Below are 18,741 nucleotides of genomic sequence, written 5' to 3'. Positions count from 1 at the left end.
CTCATTATCAAAAACATAATGAGCTATAAAACAATATTTTACAAATGAGCGTTTTAAATTCGATTCTAAAACTTTTTGTTGGAGACAAACAGCAAAAAGACCTAAAATCACTACAACCGATTGTTGAAAAAGTACAATCTTTTGAAAATTCATTAAGCAGTTTATCTAATGATGATTTGCGTGCAAAAACAATCGAATTTAAATCCAAAATTAAGGACGCTACAAAATCTTTTACAGAAAGGATTACAGCTCTTGAAGAAGAAGCACTAACAGCTGATATTGATCGACAAGAAGAAATATACACCGAAGTTGACAAATTAAAAGACGAAGCTTATGAAGCTTCTGAAGCTGTTTTATTAGCCATTATGCCTGAAGCTTTTGCTTTAGTTAAAGAAACCGCTAAACGCTTTACTAAAAACGATGAGTTAGAAGTTGAAGCAACTGCTTTTGACAGAGAATTATCTGCTACAAGAGACCATATCACTTTAGAAAACGACAAAGCATATTGGGCAAGTTCATGGGATGCTGCTGGTAAAGAAGTTGCTTGGGAAATGGTTCATTACGATGTGCAATTAATTGGTGGATCAGTATTACACCAAGGTAAAATTGCCGAAATGATGACAGGAGAAGGTAAAACACTAGTTTCTACCTTACCTGTATATTTAAACGCCTTATCTGGTAACGGAGTACATGTAGTAACTGTAAATGATTACTTAGCAAAACGTGACCGTGCATGGATGGCTCCTATTTTCGAATTTCATGGTTTAAGTACCGATTGTATCGACTTTCATCAGCCAAATTCAGAAGCTCGTAGAAAAGCCTATAATGCCGATATTACTTACGGAACAAATAACGAATTTGGTTTCGATTATTTACGTGACAACATGGCTAGCTCTAAAGAAGATTTAGTACAAAGAGCTCCAAATTATGCCATTATTGATGAAGTAGATTCTGTTTTAGTTGATGACGCCCGTACGCCATTAATTATTTCCGGACCAGTACCACAAGGAGACCGTCATGAATTTAACGAGCTAAAACCACTTGTTGCCGATTTAGTTGCTATTCAAAACAAATACTTGGTAGGCGTTTTAGCTGAAGCAAAAGCACTATTAAAAGCAGGAGACGATAAAGAAGGCGGATTTTTATTATTAAGAGTTTACCGCGGTTTACCAAAAAACAAAGCCTTAATTAAGTTTTTATCACAAGAAGGAATTAAGCAAATTCTTCAAAAAACTGAAAACTTTTACATGCAAGACAACAATAAGCTGATGCCTGAAGTTGATGCAGAATTATGGTTTACAGTTGAAGAAAAAAACAATCAAATTGATTTAACCGATAAAGGTATTGGTCAATTATCAGAAAAAACACAAAACGATACTTTTTTCGTTTTACCTGATATTAGTGTTATTGTTGGTCAAATTGATAACAGTAATGATTCTCCTGAAGAAAAAGCAAATCAAAAAGAAGAATTATATCGCGATTTCAGTATAAAAAGCGAGCGTATTCATACTATGAATCAACTTTTAAAAGCCTACACTGTTTTTGAAAAAGATGTTGAATATGTAGTGATGGACAATAAAGTAATGATTGTTGATGAGCAAACTGGTCGTATTATGGACGGTCGTCGTTATTCTGACGGATTACATCAGGCAATTGAAGCTAAAGAAGATGTAAAAATTGAAGATGCTACCCAAACATTTGCAACCGTAACTTTACAAAATTACTTTAGAATGTATCGTAAATTATCTGGTATGACAGGTACTGCGATTACTGAAGCTGGTGAATTTTGGGAAATCTACAAATTAGATGTTGTTGAAATTCCAACAAACAGACCTATTCAAAGAGATGATAAAGAAGATTTAGTTTATAAAACTACGCGTGAAAAATACAACGCTGTTATTGAAGATGTAGTACAGTTATCAAAAGCTGGTCGCCCAGTTCTTATTGGAACAACTTCTGTTGAAATTTCTGAATTATTAGGTAGAATGTTACAAATGCGTAAAATTCCTCATAATATATTAAATGCAAAATTACACAAACGTGAAGCTGATGTAGTTGCCGAAGCAGGTAACCCAGGCGTTGTTACAATTGCAACAAACATGGCTGGTCGTGGTACAGATATTAAATTATCAGATGAAGTAAAAGCCGCTGGTGGTTTGGCCATTGTTGGTACAGAACGTCATGATTCTCGTCGTGTCGATCGTCAGTTACGTGGTCGTGCTGGTCGTCAAGGAGATGTTGGTTCTTCGCAATTTTATGTTGCTTTAGATGACAATTTAATGCGTTTATTTGGTTCTGACAGAATTGCTAAAATGATGGACAGAATGGGATTAAAAGAAGGCGAAGTAATTCAGCATTCTATGATTTCAAAATCTATCGAAAGAGCACAGAAAAAAGTAGAAGAAAATAACTTTGGTGTTCGTAAACGTTTATTAGAGTATGATGATATTATGAACGCACAACGTGAGTTTATATACAAACGTCGTCGTCATGCATTAGATGGGCAACGTTTACAAATTGACATTGCAAATATGATTTATGATACTTGTAGCTCAATTGTAAAACAAAATAAAATAAAAAATGATTATAAGAACTTCGAGTTCGAATTAATCCGTTTCTCAGCAATGACTTCTCCTTTTTCTGAAGAAGAGTTTAACAAATTTACAGAAGAAGAATTAACCGATAAGTTATATATAATTGTTTCTGAACATTATAAAAATGATACTGAAAGACACGCTGACAGTGCTTTTCCGGTAATTAAAAATGTTTTTGAAAATGAAGGAGATCGTTACGAACGTATTGTAGTTCCTTTTACCGATGGCGTAAAAACATTGCAGGTTGTTACAAACTTAAAAGAAGCGTATGAATCTGAAGGAAAATCATTAGTAAATGATTTTGAAAAGAATATTACTTTATCAATTATTGATGAAAACTGGAAAGATCATTTACGTAAAATGGACGAGTTAAAACAAACCGTTCAAAACGCTACTTACGAGCAAAAGGATCCTTTATTAGTTTACAAATTTGAAGCTTTTGAATTATTTCAAGAAACGGTTGATAAAGTTAATAAAGAGGTATTGTCATTCTTATTTAAAGGACAATTACCAAGTCAAGATGCATCACAAGTATCAGAAGCTCCGCAACATCAAAAACGTGAACAATTAGACACTCGTAAAGACGAAGTTCAAAATTCAACACAACAAGCAATGAGTAACGCTCGTAATCAACAAACACAAGAGCAGCAAATTGTTGAAACTATTGTTCGTGAGCAACCAAAAATTGGTCGTAACGAAAAAGTTACTATTAAAAATGTAATGTCTGGTGAAGAAAAAGAAGTAAAATACAAACAAGCCATTCCTTTATTAGAAAAAGGAACTTGGGTGTTATACAACAACTAACTTTATCCTATCTATAAAACGTAAAAAGCTCGGTACAGACCGAGCTTTTTTACGTTAAAAAAACATACACCTTACTATATAATAAAACTATAATTACCAACACTTTACATTTAGTTTAGTTTAAAAACACATTCGAAAAGTATATTTACTAAAATATATTTAGCATACTTTAAAATGAAAAGACGAAAATTAGATATTGCTGTTATTTCTGATGTACATTTAGGCACTTATGGCTGTAGAGCTAGCGAATTGCACAATTACTTAAAAACAATAAACCCTAAAATATTAATTTTAAATGGTGATATTATTGACATTTGGCAATTTAAAAAAAGATACTTTCCTAAGCCACACATGAAAATTATAAAACAACTAATGTCTTATATAACTTCTGGCACAAAAGTATACTACATTACTGGAAACCATGATGAAATGTTACGTAAATTTAAAGGATTTCGTCTTGGTAGTTTTGAAATTGTAAACAAGTTAATACTAGATATTGATGGTAAAAAAGGATGGTTTTTTCATGGAGATGTTTTTGATGTTACCATGCAACATTCTAAATGGTTAGCTAAACTTGGTAGTATTGGATACGACACTTTAATTATGATAAACACTGCCGTAAACTGGACTAGTAATAAATTAGGGTACGGAAGATTATCTTTTTCTAAAAAAATAAAAAACAGTGTTAAAAGTGCTGTAAAATTTATTAATAATTTTGAAAAAATAGTATCAGAAATAGCTATTTCAAAAAACTATGATTATGTGGTTTGTGGGCATATACATCAACCTGAAATAAAACAAATTGAAATAGAAAAAGGAAGAACAACATATTTAAACTCTGGTGATTGGATTGAAAACTTAACATCGTTAGAATATTCAAACAAATCTTGGTCTTTATACGAATATGAAAAAGACAACGTTGCCAAAAACATTCATAAAAATACTTCAATTAATGATACCGAGTATATGAATGCTGAAAGTAGTAATCACAAACTTTTTGAAGAACTTTTAAAAGAATTTAACATTCACTAAAAATATGAAAATTTTATACGCTTTTCAAGGTACAGGAAACGGACACGCAAGCAGAGCTACAGAAATAATACCTTATTTACAGCAAAAAGGGGAGGTTGATATATTAATTAGTGGTTATCAATCTGAATTAAAACTTCCTTTTAAAGTAAAATACAAATATTACGGATTGAGTTTTATTTTTGGAAAAAAAGGCGGAATTAATTTTTGGGAAACAATTAAAAAAGTTAAAATTAAAAACTTAATAAACGAAATTAAATCTGTTCCTATTGAAAACTATGATTTGGTTATTAATGATTTTGAACCTATTACAGCTTGGGCTGCCAAATTTAAAAACACTCAAATTATATCATTAAGTCATCAAAATGCTGTTTTGGATCCTAATGCGCCAAAATATGGAACCTATAGAGTAGAGCGGTTAATTTTAAAATATTATGCCCCTATAAAAACAAAATTTGGTTTTCATTTTAACACCTACTCTTCTGCTATTTTTACACCAATAATACGTAAAAAAATAAGATACAGTAATAATACAAACAAGGGGCATTATACTGTTTATCTTCCTGCTTACAGTGATAAAAAAATCATCAAAGTACTCTCACAAATAACAAACGTAAAATGGGAGGTTTTTTCAAAAAACACTTCCGAGCATATCTTTAAAAATAATGTTATTATAAAACCTATAAATGGTCATAATTTTATTAAAAGCATTAGTTCTTGTAAAGGAGTTATATGTGGTGCTGGTTTTGAAACACCTGCTGAAGCATTGTTTCTACAAAAAAAATTACTGGTAGTTCCTATGAAAAATCAATACGAACAACAATGTAATGCTTTATCTTTAAAACAAATGGGAATCCCTGTTTTAAAGAAATTTAACAAAAACCAAGTTTCTAAAATATCTTCATGGGTAAACACTAAACAATCAATTAAAGTCAATTACCCTGATATTACAGAAGATATATTAGATGCTATTATTTTACCATATTATGACAATCAACAAATAGATTTGACCGAAATTACCATTGGATAATCTCCTTACCTTTATCTTTTAAAAAAGTGTTTGTTTTAGAAAAATGCTTACTACCAAACCAGCCTCGCCAAGCACCCAACGGAGATGGGTGCGGGGCTTTAAAAATCGTATGCTTTTTAACATCAATAATGCTTCCTTTTTTTTCGGCAAACTTCCCCCAAAGTAAAAATACCACATCCTCTTTTTTTTCAGATATTTTTTTAATCACTGTATCGGTGAAAGTTTCCCAACCTTTTTGTTGATGGCTTCCTGCTTCTCCTTCCCTTACGGTTAAAGTTGCGTTTAACAACAAAACACCTTGTGTTGCCCAACGAGACAAATCTCCCGAAACTGGATATGTTGTTTCTAAATCAGTTTCAATTTCTTTAAAGATATTTTTTAATGACGGCGGATGTGTAACATCTTCATGAACCGAAAAACATAATCCGTTTGCTTGCTTTTTTCCATGATAAGGGTCTTGCCCAATAATAACCACTTTTAAATCATTAAAACTACAGTAATTAAACGCTGCAAATATTTCTTCTTTGTTCGGAAAACAAGTATGATTTTTATATTGGCTATCAATAAAATCAGTTAAGTTTTTAAAATACGGTTTATCAAACTCGGTTTGTAAAATATTTTTCCAGCTATCACTAATATTTAATTGCATTGTTTGTTATTTTTGCTCAGGTTTCAAATATACTATTTTGACTAAAAACATTTCAGAAAAGACACTTCAAGATTTAGAATTTACAACTGTTTTAAAACAAGTTGCGGAGTACTGTATTACAAATTTAGGAAAAGAAAAAACGCTACAAATTCAGCCAATTTCAAACAAGAGAAATTTATTTTTCGAACTAAACTTGGTAAACGAATACCTATCCTCATTTGAAAATGAAAATAGGATTCCGAATCATTTTTTTGAAGACATATCTGAAGAAACTAAAAGATTATCGATAGAAAACAGTTTTTTAGAAACCGAAGCTTTTTTAAAAGTAGCCTCAGTTACCGAGACTGTTAACGAACAAAAAAAGTTTCTTAAAAAATTTGCAACCTACTACCCTAAGCTTTTTAATTTAAGTGATAAAATAGAGTTTACTACTTTTATTTCAGATAGCATCAAAGAAATAATTACTTCGTACGGTGTAGTAGCTGATAATGCTTCACCTATTTTAAAACAACTTAGAAAAGACATTAATAACGTTCGTGGAAAAATAGCCGAAAGTTTTTCACATGCTTTAACGCGAAATATAACCAGTGGCTATTTAGATGATATTAAAGAAACCGTTATTGACAACCAACGCGTTTTAGCTGTTACAGCAATGTATCGTCGTAAAGTAAAAGGTAGTTTGTTAGGATCTTCAAAATCAGGAAATATTGTATACATAGCTCCGCAAGCAACGCTTGCTTACAGTAGGGAATTGCAAAATTTAATTTATGAAGAAAAACAAGAAGTTGTAAAAGTTTTAAGAGCTTTAGCTAGTAAAATACATCCTTACACCTATTTACTGAACGAATATACTGATTTTTTAACCCATCTGGATTTGGTGGGAGCAAAAGCAAAATACGCTAGAAGTATAAACGGATTGCTTCCAAAAATAAGCAAAGACAAAAAAATATTTTTTAAAGACGCCTTTCATCCCATTTTATGGAAAAAAAATAAAGAACAAAATATCGAAACTTTTCCTCAAACGATTGGATTAGATGAAAAACAGCAAATTATTGTTATTTCTGGTCCTAATGCTGGGGGAAAAAGTATTACTTTAAAAACAATCGGTTTACTACAATTAATGTTGCAAAGCGCTTTATTAATACCTGTTCACGAACGTAGTGAAACTACATTATTTAATACTATTTTAACTGATATTGGCGATAATCAATCTATCGAAAATCAATTAAGTACTTACAGCTATCGATTAAAAAACATGCGTTCATTTTTAAAAAAATGTAACGAACGCACATTATTTTTAATTGATGAATTTGGTACCGGTTCTGATCCTGAGTTAGGTGGAGCCTTAGCTGAAATTTTCTTAGAAGAGTTTTACGAGCGAAAAGCTTTTGGTATTATTACTACACATTACGCTAATTTAAAAGTTTTAGCTAATGAGCTAGATAATGTTACCAATGCAAATATGCAGTTTGATGAACGTACTTTACAACCTTTGTACAAATTACATGTAGGACAAGCTGGTAGCTCTTTTACTTTTGAAGTTGCTCAAAAAAACGGAATTCCATATAGCTTAATTAATCGTGCTAAGAAAAGGGTTGAAACCGAAAAAATTAGATTAGATAAAACCATTTCTAAGCTTCAAAAAGAACGTAACCGATTACAAAAAACGTCCGATAGTTTGGTTAAACAAAAATCTAAAGGGCAAGAACACATAGAAAGTTTACAAGAAAAAGAGCAAAAAATACAAAGCAAACTTTCAGGTTTTCAAGAACTGTACGATAATAATCAGCGAATGCTTACCTTGGGAAGAAAGACAAATGAATTACTTAATAAGTATTTTCAAACCAATAATAAAAAAGAGTTATCTGCCGATTTTTTTAAATGGGTAGCTAACGAAAAAACAAAACGCATAAAAAAAGCACCTCTTAAAAAACTAACTAAAACTGAGAAAAAACAGGAAAAAGTTATTGCACAAAAACAAAAAGAAGCAATACAAAAGGTAGAAAAAGAAGTACTACAAAAAGTAGTAAAAGTTAGAGCAGAAAAGAAAGAAGAGGCTAAAAAAATAGCCATAGAAAAAGCTGCCTATATATACAAATTAAACGACCGTGTTCGTTTAATTGATGGAAACGCAGTAGGTACTATTGATAAAATAGAAAAGAAAACCGTTTTTATAAATTATGGTTTATTTACAACCAAAGCTAAATTAGAGCAATTAGAACTGGTGGAGCGAGCTAAAAAGTAGTTTTCTTCTTTTAATTTAATAAACCCCTAGTTATTTATTAAAATGAAAATCAATCTAGTGTTTTTTTTTAAACATTTTAAATCAATAAAAATGAATGAACTAAATAAAATACTTGAAGAATTAGTTGGGTTTACAAAAAAAGAACGTGAAGTTTTTTGCAGTCAATTAAAAAAACAAGAATATAAAGCTAAATCTTTATTAATTAAAGAAGGAAAAATAGCTGACAACTTGTATTTTATTGAATCTGGTTTATTTAGAACATATAAAAATTTAGATGAAAAAAATATCACTACTTACTTTGCTTGCGACAATCAATTTATAACTATTTTTAATAGCTTCATAAATCAGACAAATTCTTTAGAAACTCTAGAAGCTATTGAGGATAGTATTGTTTATGAGATTTCTTTTAGCAACTTATCTACCCTTTATAACACATCTTCAAATTTTGAAAAATTTGGAAGAATTTTAGCTGAAAAAAACCATATCTGCGCTTTAGAAAGAAATTTAACAATGCAAACAAAATCAGCAAAAATAAGATACCTAGATTTTTTAAAAAATTACAATAAAAAAATTATTCGTAGAGCTCCACAATATCAAATAGCTAGCTTTCTTGGTATAGCCTCCGAATCTCTAAGTCGAATTAGAAAAGAAATTTTTATTTCATAACAAATATCAAGATACAAACACTAAACGCTGTTGTTTCTTTGTATTATATAAATTTTAAAAAATATAATGCAAATGTTAAAAAAAATAACAATTACAGTACTCTCTTTAATTAGCTTACTTTTTATTAGTGTTTTATACAACTCTAAATCAATTAATCCAATAGCGTGGTCGCCTCTAAAAGTTCCAAAACAAGAAGGGGTTTTGGCTAAAAATAATTTATTAAACACAACAAAACCGATTGATTTAAACGGTTGGTATGGCCCTGAGGATATTGCTATTGATAATCTTGGCAACTTATATTGTGGAGTTCATGTTTCAAAAGATGATTTCACGGACGGTCGTGTTTTAAAAATTGACACATCTGGAAAAGTTTCAATATTTTCAAATTCTAAATCTTGGGTTACTGGGTTGCATTTTGACCGTGATCAAAACCTTATTGCTTGCGATTTAGAACGAGGTCTAATAAGTATTGATAAAAAAGGAGGTATAACTGTTTTAGCTAATAAAGATGAAAAGGGTAATAAGTTTCTTATACCTAATGATGTAGATATAGCTAGTAACGGAATGATATATTTTACAAACACATCATCTAAATTGAATTTTAACAACAAACATATTTGGAAATTATTAATGGAATCTAAACCAGATGGAGGGCTTTATAGTTACAATCCAACAACAAAACGCGTAAAAACATTAATAGATGGTACGTATTTTGGAAATGGTGTTGCCGTTTCTCAAAATGATGATTTTGTTTTAATGGTAGATTTAGCAAAATACAGAATACGTAGATATTGGCTTAAAGGAGAAAAAAAAGGTACTACTGATATTTTTTTAGATAATTTACCAGGTTTTCCAAACGGAATATCAAGAAGACAAGACGGAAGTTTTTGGCTTGGTTTTTCTACTAAAAGAGATGAGTTATTAGATAAAATTCACCCAAAACCTTTACTTAAAAAAATCATTTATGGTCTACCTTCTTTTTTACATCCAAAAGCTGTAGCCTATGGAATGATAATGCATATAGATAATAAAGGTAAGATTATAAAAACATATTATGATACAACTGGTAAAATTGTTAAAGAAGCAACATCAGTTGAAGAACATAATGGCTATTTATACCTTGGTGGAGATATATCTAGCTACATAGGAAAATATAAATTAAGTGAATAAAAGCTATTTATTTACAATAATAATTAATTTACTTAAAAAATGCTTGTTAAAAAAATATAATAAAGTTTTACTAACAAGCATTTTCACTTACGCTAACCCCTCCATTTCTTTATCATAAAACTCGCCAGCTTTATCCATTAAATCAGCTAATTCAGTAGTAATATCCTCTTCTCTTTCGCCAGATAAATCTTCAAACCACTCAACTTCATCATCTTTTAAATTGATTAAAAAACGTGGATACTCAGTATGTAAAACAAAAATATCTTCTGGATGATTACTATTATCTGCCAACAAAAACTTAGGTAATTTCATAAAAAATGTATTATTTATATTTTATTTATCTCCAACAATTGGGTTTGTTTCAATCAATTTTAATGTTAATTTATTAAATCTAATAAATAACAAAATAGATGCTGTTGTTAAACCTGCTAACAACCCCAACCAAATACCAAAACTACCGTATTTTTCTTCGGTTCCCAAAAAGTAACTGATTGGAAAACCGACTACCCAATATGATATAAAGGTAATAATGGTAGGTACTTTAACATCTTGTAAACCTCGTAAGGCTCCTAAAACAACTACTTGAATACTGTCTGATATTTGAAAAAAGGCAGCTGCTATTAATAGATTAGCCGCTATTTTCATCACCTCCATATTATCTGCATAATTTTTAACATCATTTAAATCTACATATAAATTAGGCAGTGATTTATGAAAAAGATAAAATATAGTTGCAAACCCAATAGCTAAAATGATTCCTAATAAAAAGATAGAAAATGCTATTCTTCGAAGCTCTACATAGCTTTTTAACCCTTTTTGATTTCCTACCCTAATCATCGATGCAACACTTAAACCCATGGCTACCATAAATGTCATTGATGATAAATTTAAAGCTATTTGATTGGCCGCTTGTGCATTTTTACCTAACAATCCACTTAACCAAATTGCGGCAGTAAAAATAGCTACTTCAAAAAACATTTGCATCGCACTTGGGGCACCAAGATTAATAATTTTACGAAGCATCAATTTATCAAGTACAAATAATTTAATATTGGTAACCAAATTTTTTGATCGCTCTTTTTTTGTAAGTATCCACCAAAGGTGTAATACCATTACAAACCTAGATACTAAAGTTCCGTATGCCGCACCAATAATTCCCATTTCTGGGAATCCAAACTTCCCGAAAATTAATAAGTAATTTAAAATTACATTTAACACATTTGCTACAATAGTTGAATACATTGGGTAACGTGTCATTGATAATCCATCACTAAATTGTTTAAATGCTTGGAAAATAATCATCGGAATTAATGAAAATGCAACTAAATCTAAATACGGAATTGCTAGTTCAACAACTTCAACAGGTTGTTTCATTAAATACATTAACGGTTTTGAAAAGAAAACCATTAAAAACATCAACACTCCAATTGCCGTACACAAAAACAAACCATGTTTAAATGTTGATTTTGCTTGTTTAAAATTATTAGACGAATCAGCTTCAGCGATTAAAGGTGTTATTGCCGTTGAAAAACCGATTCCTAACGACATGGCTATAAACATAAAGCTATTTCCTAAAGAAACAGCTGCTAATTCGGCCGTACCTAACTGCCCTACCATAATATTATCAACAAAACTTACAAAAGTATGTCCTAACATACCTAGCATTACAGGTGCTGCAAGTTTCCAGTTATATTTAAACTCTGATGTGTATTGATGTAAATTCAAAAGTATCGTATATAAAGCGCGAAGATAACTTTTTTAGAAGTCCATCTTGTTTTTCTTCCTCATTTTTTAATTACCTTTGTTTTTCTAAAAAACACTAAAAAATGGCTTCAATCACACTAAAAGGAACACCTGTAAACACAATAGGTAACCTACCAAAAAACAACACAAAAGCAATTGATTTTTCTTTAATCGCAACTGACTTATCCACTAAATCTTTAACTGATTTTTCTGGAAATCGATTAATCTTAAATATTTTTCCGAGTGTAGATACTGGTACTTGCGCTACTTCTGTTAGAGAATTTAATAAAAAAGTTGCGAATTTAGACAATACCAAAGTTTTATGTATTTCTAGAGATTTACCATTTGCTCAAGGTCGTTTTTGTGGTGCTGAAGGAATTGAAAACGTAGTAATGTTATCTGATTTTTCAACAGGTAAATTTGGAAAAGATTACGGATTAGAAATTACCAATGGGCCTTTAGCCAACTTACATTCTCGTTGTATTGTTATTATTAATGAAGAAGGTAAAATTATATATACTGAGCAAGTAAACGAAATTGTTGATGAGCCTAATTACGAAGCTGCTTTAAAAGTTTTATAACAATTTATGAAAAATCCGAATGATGGTTTTATAAAAGGAAGGTTACGAAGTATGACCTTTGCCTTAAAAGGAATGTGGCTATTAATTACCACAGAAGATAGTATTAAAGCACAACTATTTTTTGGTTTTATTGCTACTTTATTAGGTTTTTACTTTAATATTTCGGCAACCGAATGGATGATTCAATGCATTTTAATTGGCATGATATTGGTAGCAGAAGCTTTAAATACAGCTGTTGAAAAAGTGGCTGATTTTGTACATCCTGATTTTCATAAAAAGATAGGTTTCATAAAAGATATTGCAGCGGGTGCACCTGCTTTTGCTGCCCTAACCTCGCTAATTGTTGCGAGCATAATTTATCTTCCTAAAATAATAGCTATATTGTAACGTTCAATTTATTTTTAGTATAAATACATGGCAAAAAAAAAGACAACCACCAAAAAGAAACAACCTAATAATAATTTGTTTAAAAAGATCACTTCTTTTCTTTCTAACAAACATAATCAAACCATTTTAGGTGCTTTTTTGGTGCTTTTTTCAATATTTTTAACTGTTGCTTTTATTTCTTTTTTCTTTTCTTGGCAAGATGATCAAAGTGCATTGTCTCAATATTCAAACAAAGCCATTCCTACAAAAAATTTATTAGGTAAAATTGGCGCAAAATTGAGCAACTTTTTTATTTACAAAGGTTTTGGATTAGGCGCCTTTGTAATACCAGTTACATTACTTTTAACTGGAGCAAGAATTTTATTACAAACAAATTTAAAAAGAATTATAATTTCATGGAATTGGGGATTATTAATTATGCTATGGTTTTCTATAGCTTTAGGTTTTGTTGAAAAAACAAACGCAATCTTATCAGGTATTATTGGTTTTGAATTGAATGAGTATTTACAAACTTTTTTAGGAAAAACAGGGTTAATTATTTTATTACTATTCTTTCTTATAGCTTATTTAATCATCAGATATAGCATTACTCCTGAAAAGATTAATGAAAAAATAAAAACAAATAACACTCCCCTTGCTAACGAAACTATTACAAAAACAGAAGCTTCAGTTTCTAATACCGTAGCTAATAAACCTGAAGAACAAAATACAGTATCTAAATCTGATTTTGAATTATCTGTTGAAGATTTACAACCTACAATTACAAAACACTCTGAAGTAAAAACTGTTACCCCAATACAAAAAGATGAAATAACCTTAGATGTAAATGTAAAAAAGGAACCTTCTTCGGTAATAGTATCTGAAGAAACAATAAAAGAAGTTGAAGTAGCTATTGAAAAAGTTGCTGAAGAAAAAAGTGTTGCTGAAAATTTATCCGATAGCCTTGTAAAAGATTTTGGAGAATTTGACCCAACATTAGAATTAGGGAATTACAAATTTCCTACATTTAATTTATTAAAAGAATATAACGAAACCATATCTATTGACCCAGAAGAACTTGAGGCTAATAAAAATAAAATTGTAGAAACTCTTAAAAACTACAAAATTGGTATCGCACAAATAAAAGCAACCGTAGGACCAACAATTACCTTGTATGAAATTGTTCCAGAAGCAGGGATTCGAATCTCAAAAATAAAAAACTTAGAAGATGATATTGCTTTATCTCTTTCTGCATTAGGAATTCGTATTATTGCTCCAATCCCAGGAAAAGGAACAATCGGTATTGAGGTGCCAAATAAAAAATCGACTATTGTTTCTATGCATTCTGTTATTTCTTCTAAGAGATTTCAAGAAAGTCCAATGGAATTACCAATCGCCTTAGGTAAAACTATTGCCAACGAAACACTAGTGGTTGATTTAGCTAAAATGCCTCACTTATTAATGGCAGGTGCTACTGGTCAAGGTAAATCGGTAGGATTAAATGCTGTATTAACATCACTATTATATAGAAAACATCCTGCTGAAGTTAAATTTATTTTAGTTGATCCGAAAAAAGTAGAATTAACTTTATTTAACAAAATTGAACGTCATTATTTAGCAAAATTACCCGATGTTGAAGAAGCTATTATTACCGATACCACCAAAGTTGTACATACACTAAACTCGCTTTGTATTGAAATGGACAACCGTTATGACTTGTTAAAAAACGCAATGGTTCGTAATATTAAAGAATATAATACAAAATTTAGAGCTCGAAAATTAAATCCTGAAAACGGACATCAATTTTTACCTTACATCGTTTTAGTTATTGATGAATTTGCTGATTTAATTATGACCGCTGGTAAAGAAGTAGAAACACCAATTGCTCGTTTAGCACAATTAGCACGTGCTATTGGTATTCATTTAATTGTAGCTACGCAGCGCCCGTCAGTAAACGTAATTACAGGTATTATTAAAGCAAATTTCCCTGCAAGAATAGCCTTTAGAGTAACTTCTAAAATTGATTCTCGAACTATTTTAGATGCACCAGGAGCCGATCAATTAATTGGTCGTGGAGATATGCTATACTCTGGAGGAAATGATATAACACGTATACAATGTGCTTTTGTTGACACCCCAGAAGTTGAAAAAATAACCGACTTTATTGGCTCGCAACGTGCCTATCCTGACGCTTATTTATTACCTGAATATGTAGGTGAAGAAGCTGGCACAAATGTTGATATAGACATTGCAGATAGAGATAAATTGTTTAAAAATGCTGCTGAAGTAATTGTTACTGCACAACAAGGTTCGGCCTCATTATTACAACGTAAGCTAAAACTAGGTTATAATAGAGCTGGGCGATTAATAGATCAACTAGAAGCCGCTGGTATAGTAGGCCCTTTTGAAGGTAGTAAGGCACGACAAGTTTTAGTACCTGACTTTATAGCTCTTGAACAATTATTAGAAAACGAAAAAAAATAATTATAAATTATTCCGTAAATCGGAAGCACAAACATATCATGAAAAAAATAGGATTATTATTTATTGGATTATTTATTTCTTTTAACATCTTAGGGCAAAATACTGCCACACAAGCTAAAAACTTACTAGATGAAGTATCTAATAAAATGGGAGCATATAACAATATGATTATTGGTTTTAACTCAACTTTAATAAACAAAGAGGCAGGAATAACCAACGACCCACCAATTAGAGGTAAAATTACATTAGCTGGTGAAAAATATAACTTAGATTATTTAGGAAATAATTTTGTTTTTGATGGTACAAAATTAGTTGTTATCAATCAAGAAGAAAAAGAGGTAAACATATCAAATGGAGATTTAGAAGAAGAAGATGGCTTTATTTACCCTTCTAAACTATTAACCTTTTACAAAGAAGGTTATAACTTTTCAATGGGGCAATTAACAAACAATAACGGCCGTAAAATACAATTAGTAAATCTTACTCCTATTGATAGTAATTCTGATATCATTAAGGTGCAGTTAGGAATTGATGCTAAAACAAAACATATTTATAAACTAGTTCAAATAGGATCTAACGGTGCCGAAACAACTTTTACTATAACTGCTTTTAAAAGTAATCAACCTATTTCTAAAAATTTATTTTCTTTTAACAAAGATAAATACATAAAACAAGGCTATTATATTGACTAAAACCTAAAAAGAGTTTTGTTAGTAATAATTTAACCTATTAACAAAACTTTTGTTTTTTTATCAACCTAACCTAGTACCTTTGCTTCTGTGAAAACATTAGACAAATATATTTTAAAAAGCTTCTTACAGCCTTTTTTTGCAACATTCTTAATCATACTATTTGTTTTAGTAATGCAGGCGTTATGGCTTGCTTTTGATAATTTTGCTGGAAAAGGAATTAGTCTTGTTATTATTTTAAAGTTTCTTTGGTATACCACCTTGCTAATGGCACCTCAGGCTTTACCCATTGGCGTACTTCTTTCTTCTATAATGACCTTAGGTAGTTTATCTGAAAACTATGAATTTGCAGCCACAAAATCAGCAGGTATTTCATTACCTAGAATGGTACGTCCTTTAGTATTTTTAACACTTTTTTTAAGTGCTATTAACTTTGTGTTTTTAAACAATGTATATCCATATGCAATGTTAAAACAGCTAAACATGAAGATAAATATAAAAAAGAAACAACCTTCAATTGCTTTAGTTGCCGGTAGCTTTAACACAGAGTTACCTAATTTTCAAATTAAGTTTGAAGAAAAATATGGAGAAGAAAACAACCTTTTAAAAGAGGTTATGATTTACGATTTATCTGCAAAAAAAGGAAATAACAAAATTATAACAGCTAAAAAAGGGAAAATAATTTCTGAAGAAGGTAGCAGGTACATGACCTTAGTTTTAGAAGATGGCTATTATTTTGAACATCATATAAAAAACGGAACCACTACTAAAGAAAAACAAAAAATGCCAGCTTCTCATGCTTATTTTGATCAATACACAATCAACATAGACATCTCATCTTTAAGTGGTGATGACTTAGAGGAAGAAAGGTATAAAACACAGTATAACATGTTAAGTTTAGGACAACTTAAAGACACTATACCTGTGATGAAAGAAAGCTATGATTCGCACATATCTAGTAGAGCTAAAAACTTATTTTTAGCTCTTAAAATAAATAAATTATATGCCCATCCTGATTCTTTATTAAATAAAGAGCTATCAATTAACGTCCTAGAAAACTTTAACCCTAAAGAAATAAAAACTATTTTAAGTGTTTCAAACTCTAAAATTGAACGTACTTTAAATAATATTAAAACAAATAAAGAATCCTTTAAACGAAAAAGAAAATACTTAAATTTATATGACATTGAATTTTATAACAGAGTAGCTTTTTCTCTTTCTTGCCTATTACTTTTCTTTATTGGTGCACCGCTAGGCTCTATAATTAGAAAAGGTGGTATGGGTTTACCAATGATTTTAGCAATAGCCATATATGTACTTTATTTTTTCACCAACACTTTTGGTCGAAATTTAGCCGAAGAAAGCTCTGTAACAGCTATTACAGGCTCTTGGCTAAGTGTATTTTTAATGCTACCTTTGGCTATCATATTAACTATTAGAGCTAGTAAAGACAAAGGTTTATTTGATTTTAAAACTTTTATAAATTCAATTAGCAACACTTTTAAAAACTTATTCTCTAAAAACGAGAAAACAACATAACAATGACAACACAAACAGCAAGTAAAATTCAATTAAACACAATTGAAGAAGCGATACAAGATATTAAAGACGGAAAAGTTATTATTGTAGTTGATGATGAAGATCGTGAAAATGAGGGTGACTTTTTAGCTGCCGCAGAAAAAATAACACCTGAAATGGTTAATTTCATGGCAACGCATGGTAGGGGCTTAATTTGCACTCCACTTACTGAAGATCGCTGTAAAGAACTAGAACTAAACATGATGGTTAACAACAATACCGACCCAATGGAAACTGCGTTTACAGTTTCGGTTGACTTACGCGGTAAAGGTGTTACCACAGGTATTTCTGCCGCTGATAGAGCTAAAACAATTGCTGCTTTAGTTGATAACGAAACAAAACCTTTTGATCTTGCTCGACCAGGACATATTTTTCCTTTAAAGGCTAAAAACGGAGGTGTATTAAGAAGAACTGGCCACACAGAAGCTGCAATCGACTTTGCTCGTTTAGCTAGTTTACAACCTGCAGGAGTGATTGTTGAAATCATGAATGAAGATGGTACCATGGCTCGCTTACCTCAACTATTAAAAGTTGCTAAAAAGTTTGACCTTAAAATTGTTTCTATTGAAGATTTAGTAGCTTACAGAATGGAACATGATTCTTTAATTGAAAAGAAAGAAGATTTTAATATTCAAACCCGTTTTGGTGATTTTCGCTTAAGAGCCTATAAACAAACTACCAATAATCAAATTCACATTGCCTTAACTAAAGGTACTTGGACAAAAAATGACCCAGTTTTAACAAGAATAAATTCAACATTAATAAATAATGACATTCTAGGTACTTTAACAAATAATGCTGATAAGAAATTAGACCAAATGTTTAATGTTATCAATAAAGAAGGTAAAGGAGCGATTGTTTTTATTAATCAACAAAGTCAGGCATTAAATTTATTAAACCGTTTAAGAGGCTTAAAAGACAACCAAACTAACGGAAAAATGAAAGCGCCAAATGTTGTAATGGACAATAAAGATTTTGGTATCGGAGCACAAATACTACATGACTTACACTTACACAAACTTCGTTTAGTCTCAAATTCCAAACAAACCAAACGTGTTGGTATGATTGGTTACGGATTAGAAATTGTAGATTACGTAAATTATTAAAACATAT

The 18,741-nt window shown here is 30.5% G+C and carries 15 protein-coding genes; 12 read left to right on the top strand and 3 right to left on the bottom strand.

What is annotated here, in order from left to right:
• Positions 1-44 precede the first annotated feature (44 nt).
• From secA to Q4586_RS04315, 3 genes are all read left to right on the top strand, one after another.
• On the top strand, positions 45-3,398 hold the full coding sequence (secA, locus tag Q4586_RS04325) for a preprotein translocase subunit SecA (protein ID WP_303526648.1): 3,354 nt from the start codon (positions 45-47) through the stop codon (positions 3,396-3,398).
• A gap of 174 nt (positions 3,399-3,572) precedes the next feature.
• Positions 3,573-4,430 (top strand): UDP-2,3-diacylglucosamine diphosphatase, encoded by an 858-nt coding sequence (locus Q4586_RS04320; protein ID WP_303526645.1) that lies wholly within the window; start codon positions 3,573-3,575, stop codon positions 4,428-4,430.
• A gap of 4 nt (positions 4,431-4,434) precedes the next feature.
• Positions 4,435-5,457 carry a glycosyltransferase family protein gene (locus Q4586_RS04315; RefSeq protein WP_303526642.1) on the top strand — a complete coding sequence of 341 codons (1,023 nt, stop codon included), beginning with the start codon at positions 4,435-4,437 and terminating at the stop codon, positions 5,455-5,457.
• On the opposite strand, the gene ung is transcribed toward Q4586_RS04315, so the two are convergent.
• Positions 5,444-6,106, bottom strand: coding sequence for a uracil-DNA glycosylase (ung, locus tag Q4586_RS04310; protein ID WP_303526639.1), 663 nt, complete (start codon positions 6,104-6,106; stop codon positions 5,444-5,446). The genes Q4586_RS04315 and ung overlap by 14 nt on opposite strands.
• Before the next feature lie 37 nt (positions 6,107-6,143).
• Between ung and Q4586_RS04305 the strand changes: the two genes are divergently transcribed.
• The 3 genes from Q4586_RS04305 (at position 6,144) to Q4586_RS04295 (ending at position 10,187) form a co-directional block, all read left to right on the top strand.
• Complete coding sequence (locus Q4586_RS04305) at positions 6,144-8,351, top strand: endonuclease MutS2 (protein WP_303526636.1); 2,208 nt, start codon at positions 6,144-6,146, stop codon at positions 8,349-8,351.
• Positions 8,352-8,441: 90 nt separating this feature from the next.
• Positions 8,442-9,017, top strand: coding sequence for a Crp/Fnr family transcriptional regulator (locus Q4586_RS04300; RefSeq protein ID WP_303526634.1), 576 nt, complete (start codon positions 8,442-8,444; stop codon positions 9,015-9,017).
• A 72-nt stretch (positions 9,018-9,089) separates the two neighbouring features.
• On the top strand, positions 9,090-10,187 hold the full coding sequence (locus tag Q4586_RS04295; RefSeq protein ID WP_303526632.1) for an SMP-30/gluconolactonase/LRE family protein: 1,098 nt from the start codon (positions 9,090-9,092) through the stop codon (positions 10,185-10,187).
• An 87-nt stretch (positions 10,188-10,274) separates the two neighbouring features.
• On the opposite strand, the gene Q4586_RS04290 is transcribed toward Q4586_RS04295, so the two are convergent.
• Both Q4586_RS04290 and Q4586_RS04285 read right to left on the bottom strand, forming a co-directional pair.
• Positions 10,275-10,499 (bottom strand): DUF8828 family protein, encoded by a 225-nt coding sequence (locus tag Q4586_RS04290; protein ID WP_068704067.1) that lies wholly within the window; start codon positions 10,497-10,499, stop codon positions 10,275-10,277.
• A gap of 21 nt (positions 10,500-10,520) precedes the next feature.
• Positions 10,521-11,912: an MATE family efflux transporter gene (locus Q4586_RS04285; RefSeq protein ID WP_303526627.1), complete on the bottom strand. Its 1,392-nt coding sequence runs from the start codon at positions 11,910-11,912 to the stop codon at positions 10,521-10,523.
• 101 nt (positions 11,913-12,013) lie between these two features.
• On the opposite strand from Q4586_RS04285, the gene tpx reads away from it, so the two are divergent.
• From tpx to ribB, 6 genes are all read left to right on the top strand, one after another.
• On the top strand, positions 12,014-12,511 hold the full coding sequence (gene tpx, locus Q4586_RS04280) for a thiol peroxidase (RefSeq protein ID WP_068704070.1): 498 nt from the start codon (positions 12,014-12,016) through the stop codon (positions 12,509-12,511).
• A gap of 6 nt (positions 12,512-12,517) precedes the next feature.
• Positions 12,518-12,898 carry a diacylglycerol kinase family protein gene (locus Q4586_RS04275; protein ID WP_303526623.1) on the top strand — a complete coding sequence of 127 codons (381 nt, stop codon included), beginning with the start codon at positions 12,518-12,520 and terminating at the stop codon, positions 12,896-12,898.
• Between the two features lie 27 nt (positions 12,899-12,925).
• Complete coding sequence (locus tag Q4586_RS04270) at positions 12,926-15,361, top strand: DNA translocase FtsK (protein WP_068704073.1); 2,436 nt, start codon at positions 12,926-12,928, stop codon at positions 15,359-15,361.
• A 38-nt stretch (positions 15,362-15,399) separates the two neighbouring features.
• On the top strand, positions 15,400-16,053 hold the full coding sequence (gene lolA1 / locus Q4586_RS04265; RefSeq protein WP_068704076.1) for an outer membrane lipoprotein periplasmic chaperone LolA1: 654 nt from the start codon (positions 15,400-15,402) through the stop codon (positions 16,051-16,053).
• A gap of 87 nt (positions 16,054-16,140) precedes the next feature.
• Positions 16,141-17,589, top strand: coding sequence for an LptF/LptG family permease (locus Q4586_RS04260; RefSeq protein ID WP_068704078.1), 1,449 nt, complete (start codon positions 16,141-16,143; stop codon positions 17,587-17,589).
• Between the two features lie 2 nt (positions 17,590-17,591).
• A complete protein-coding gene (gene ribB / locus Q4586_RS04255) occupies positions 17,592-18,734 on the top strand; it encodes a 3,4-dihydroxy-2-butanone-4-phosphate synthase (RefSeq protein WP_303526617.1) in 1,143 nt (380 codons plus the stop codon).
• Positions 18,735-18,741: the final 7 nt, after the last annotated feature.

This window comes from Tenacibaculum soleae (assembly GCF_030549005.1).
Classification (GTDB): domain Bacteria; phylum Bacteroidota; class Bacteroidia; order Flavobacteriales; family Flavobacteriaceae; genus Polaribacter; species Polaribacter soleae.
Note: the sequence above shows the minus strand (reverse complement) of the source record. Positions and strands in the feature narration are given on the sequence as shown.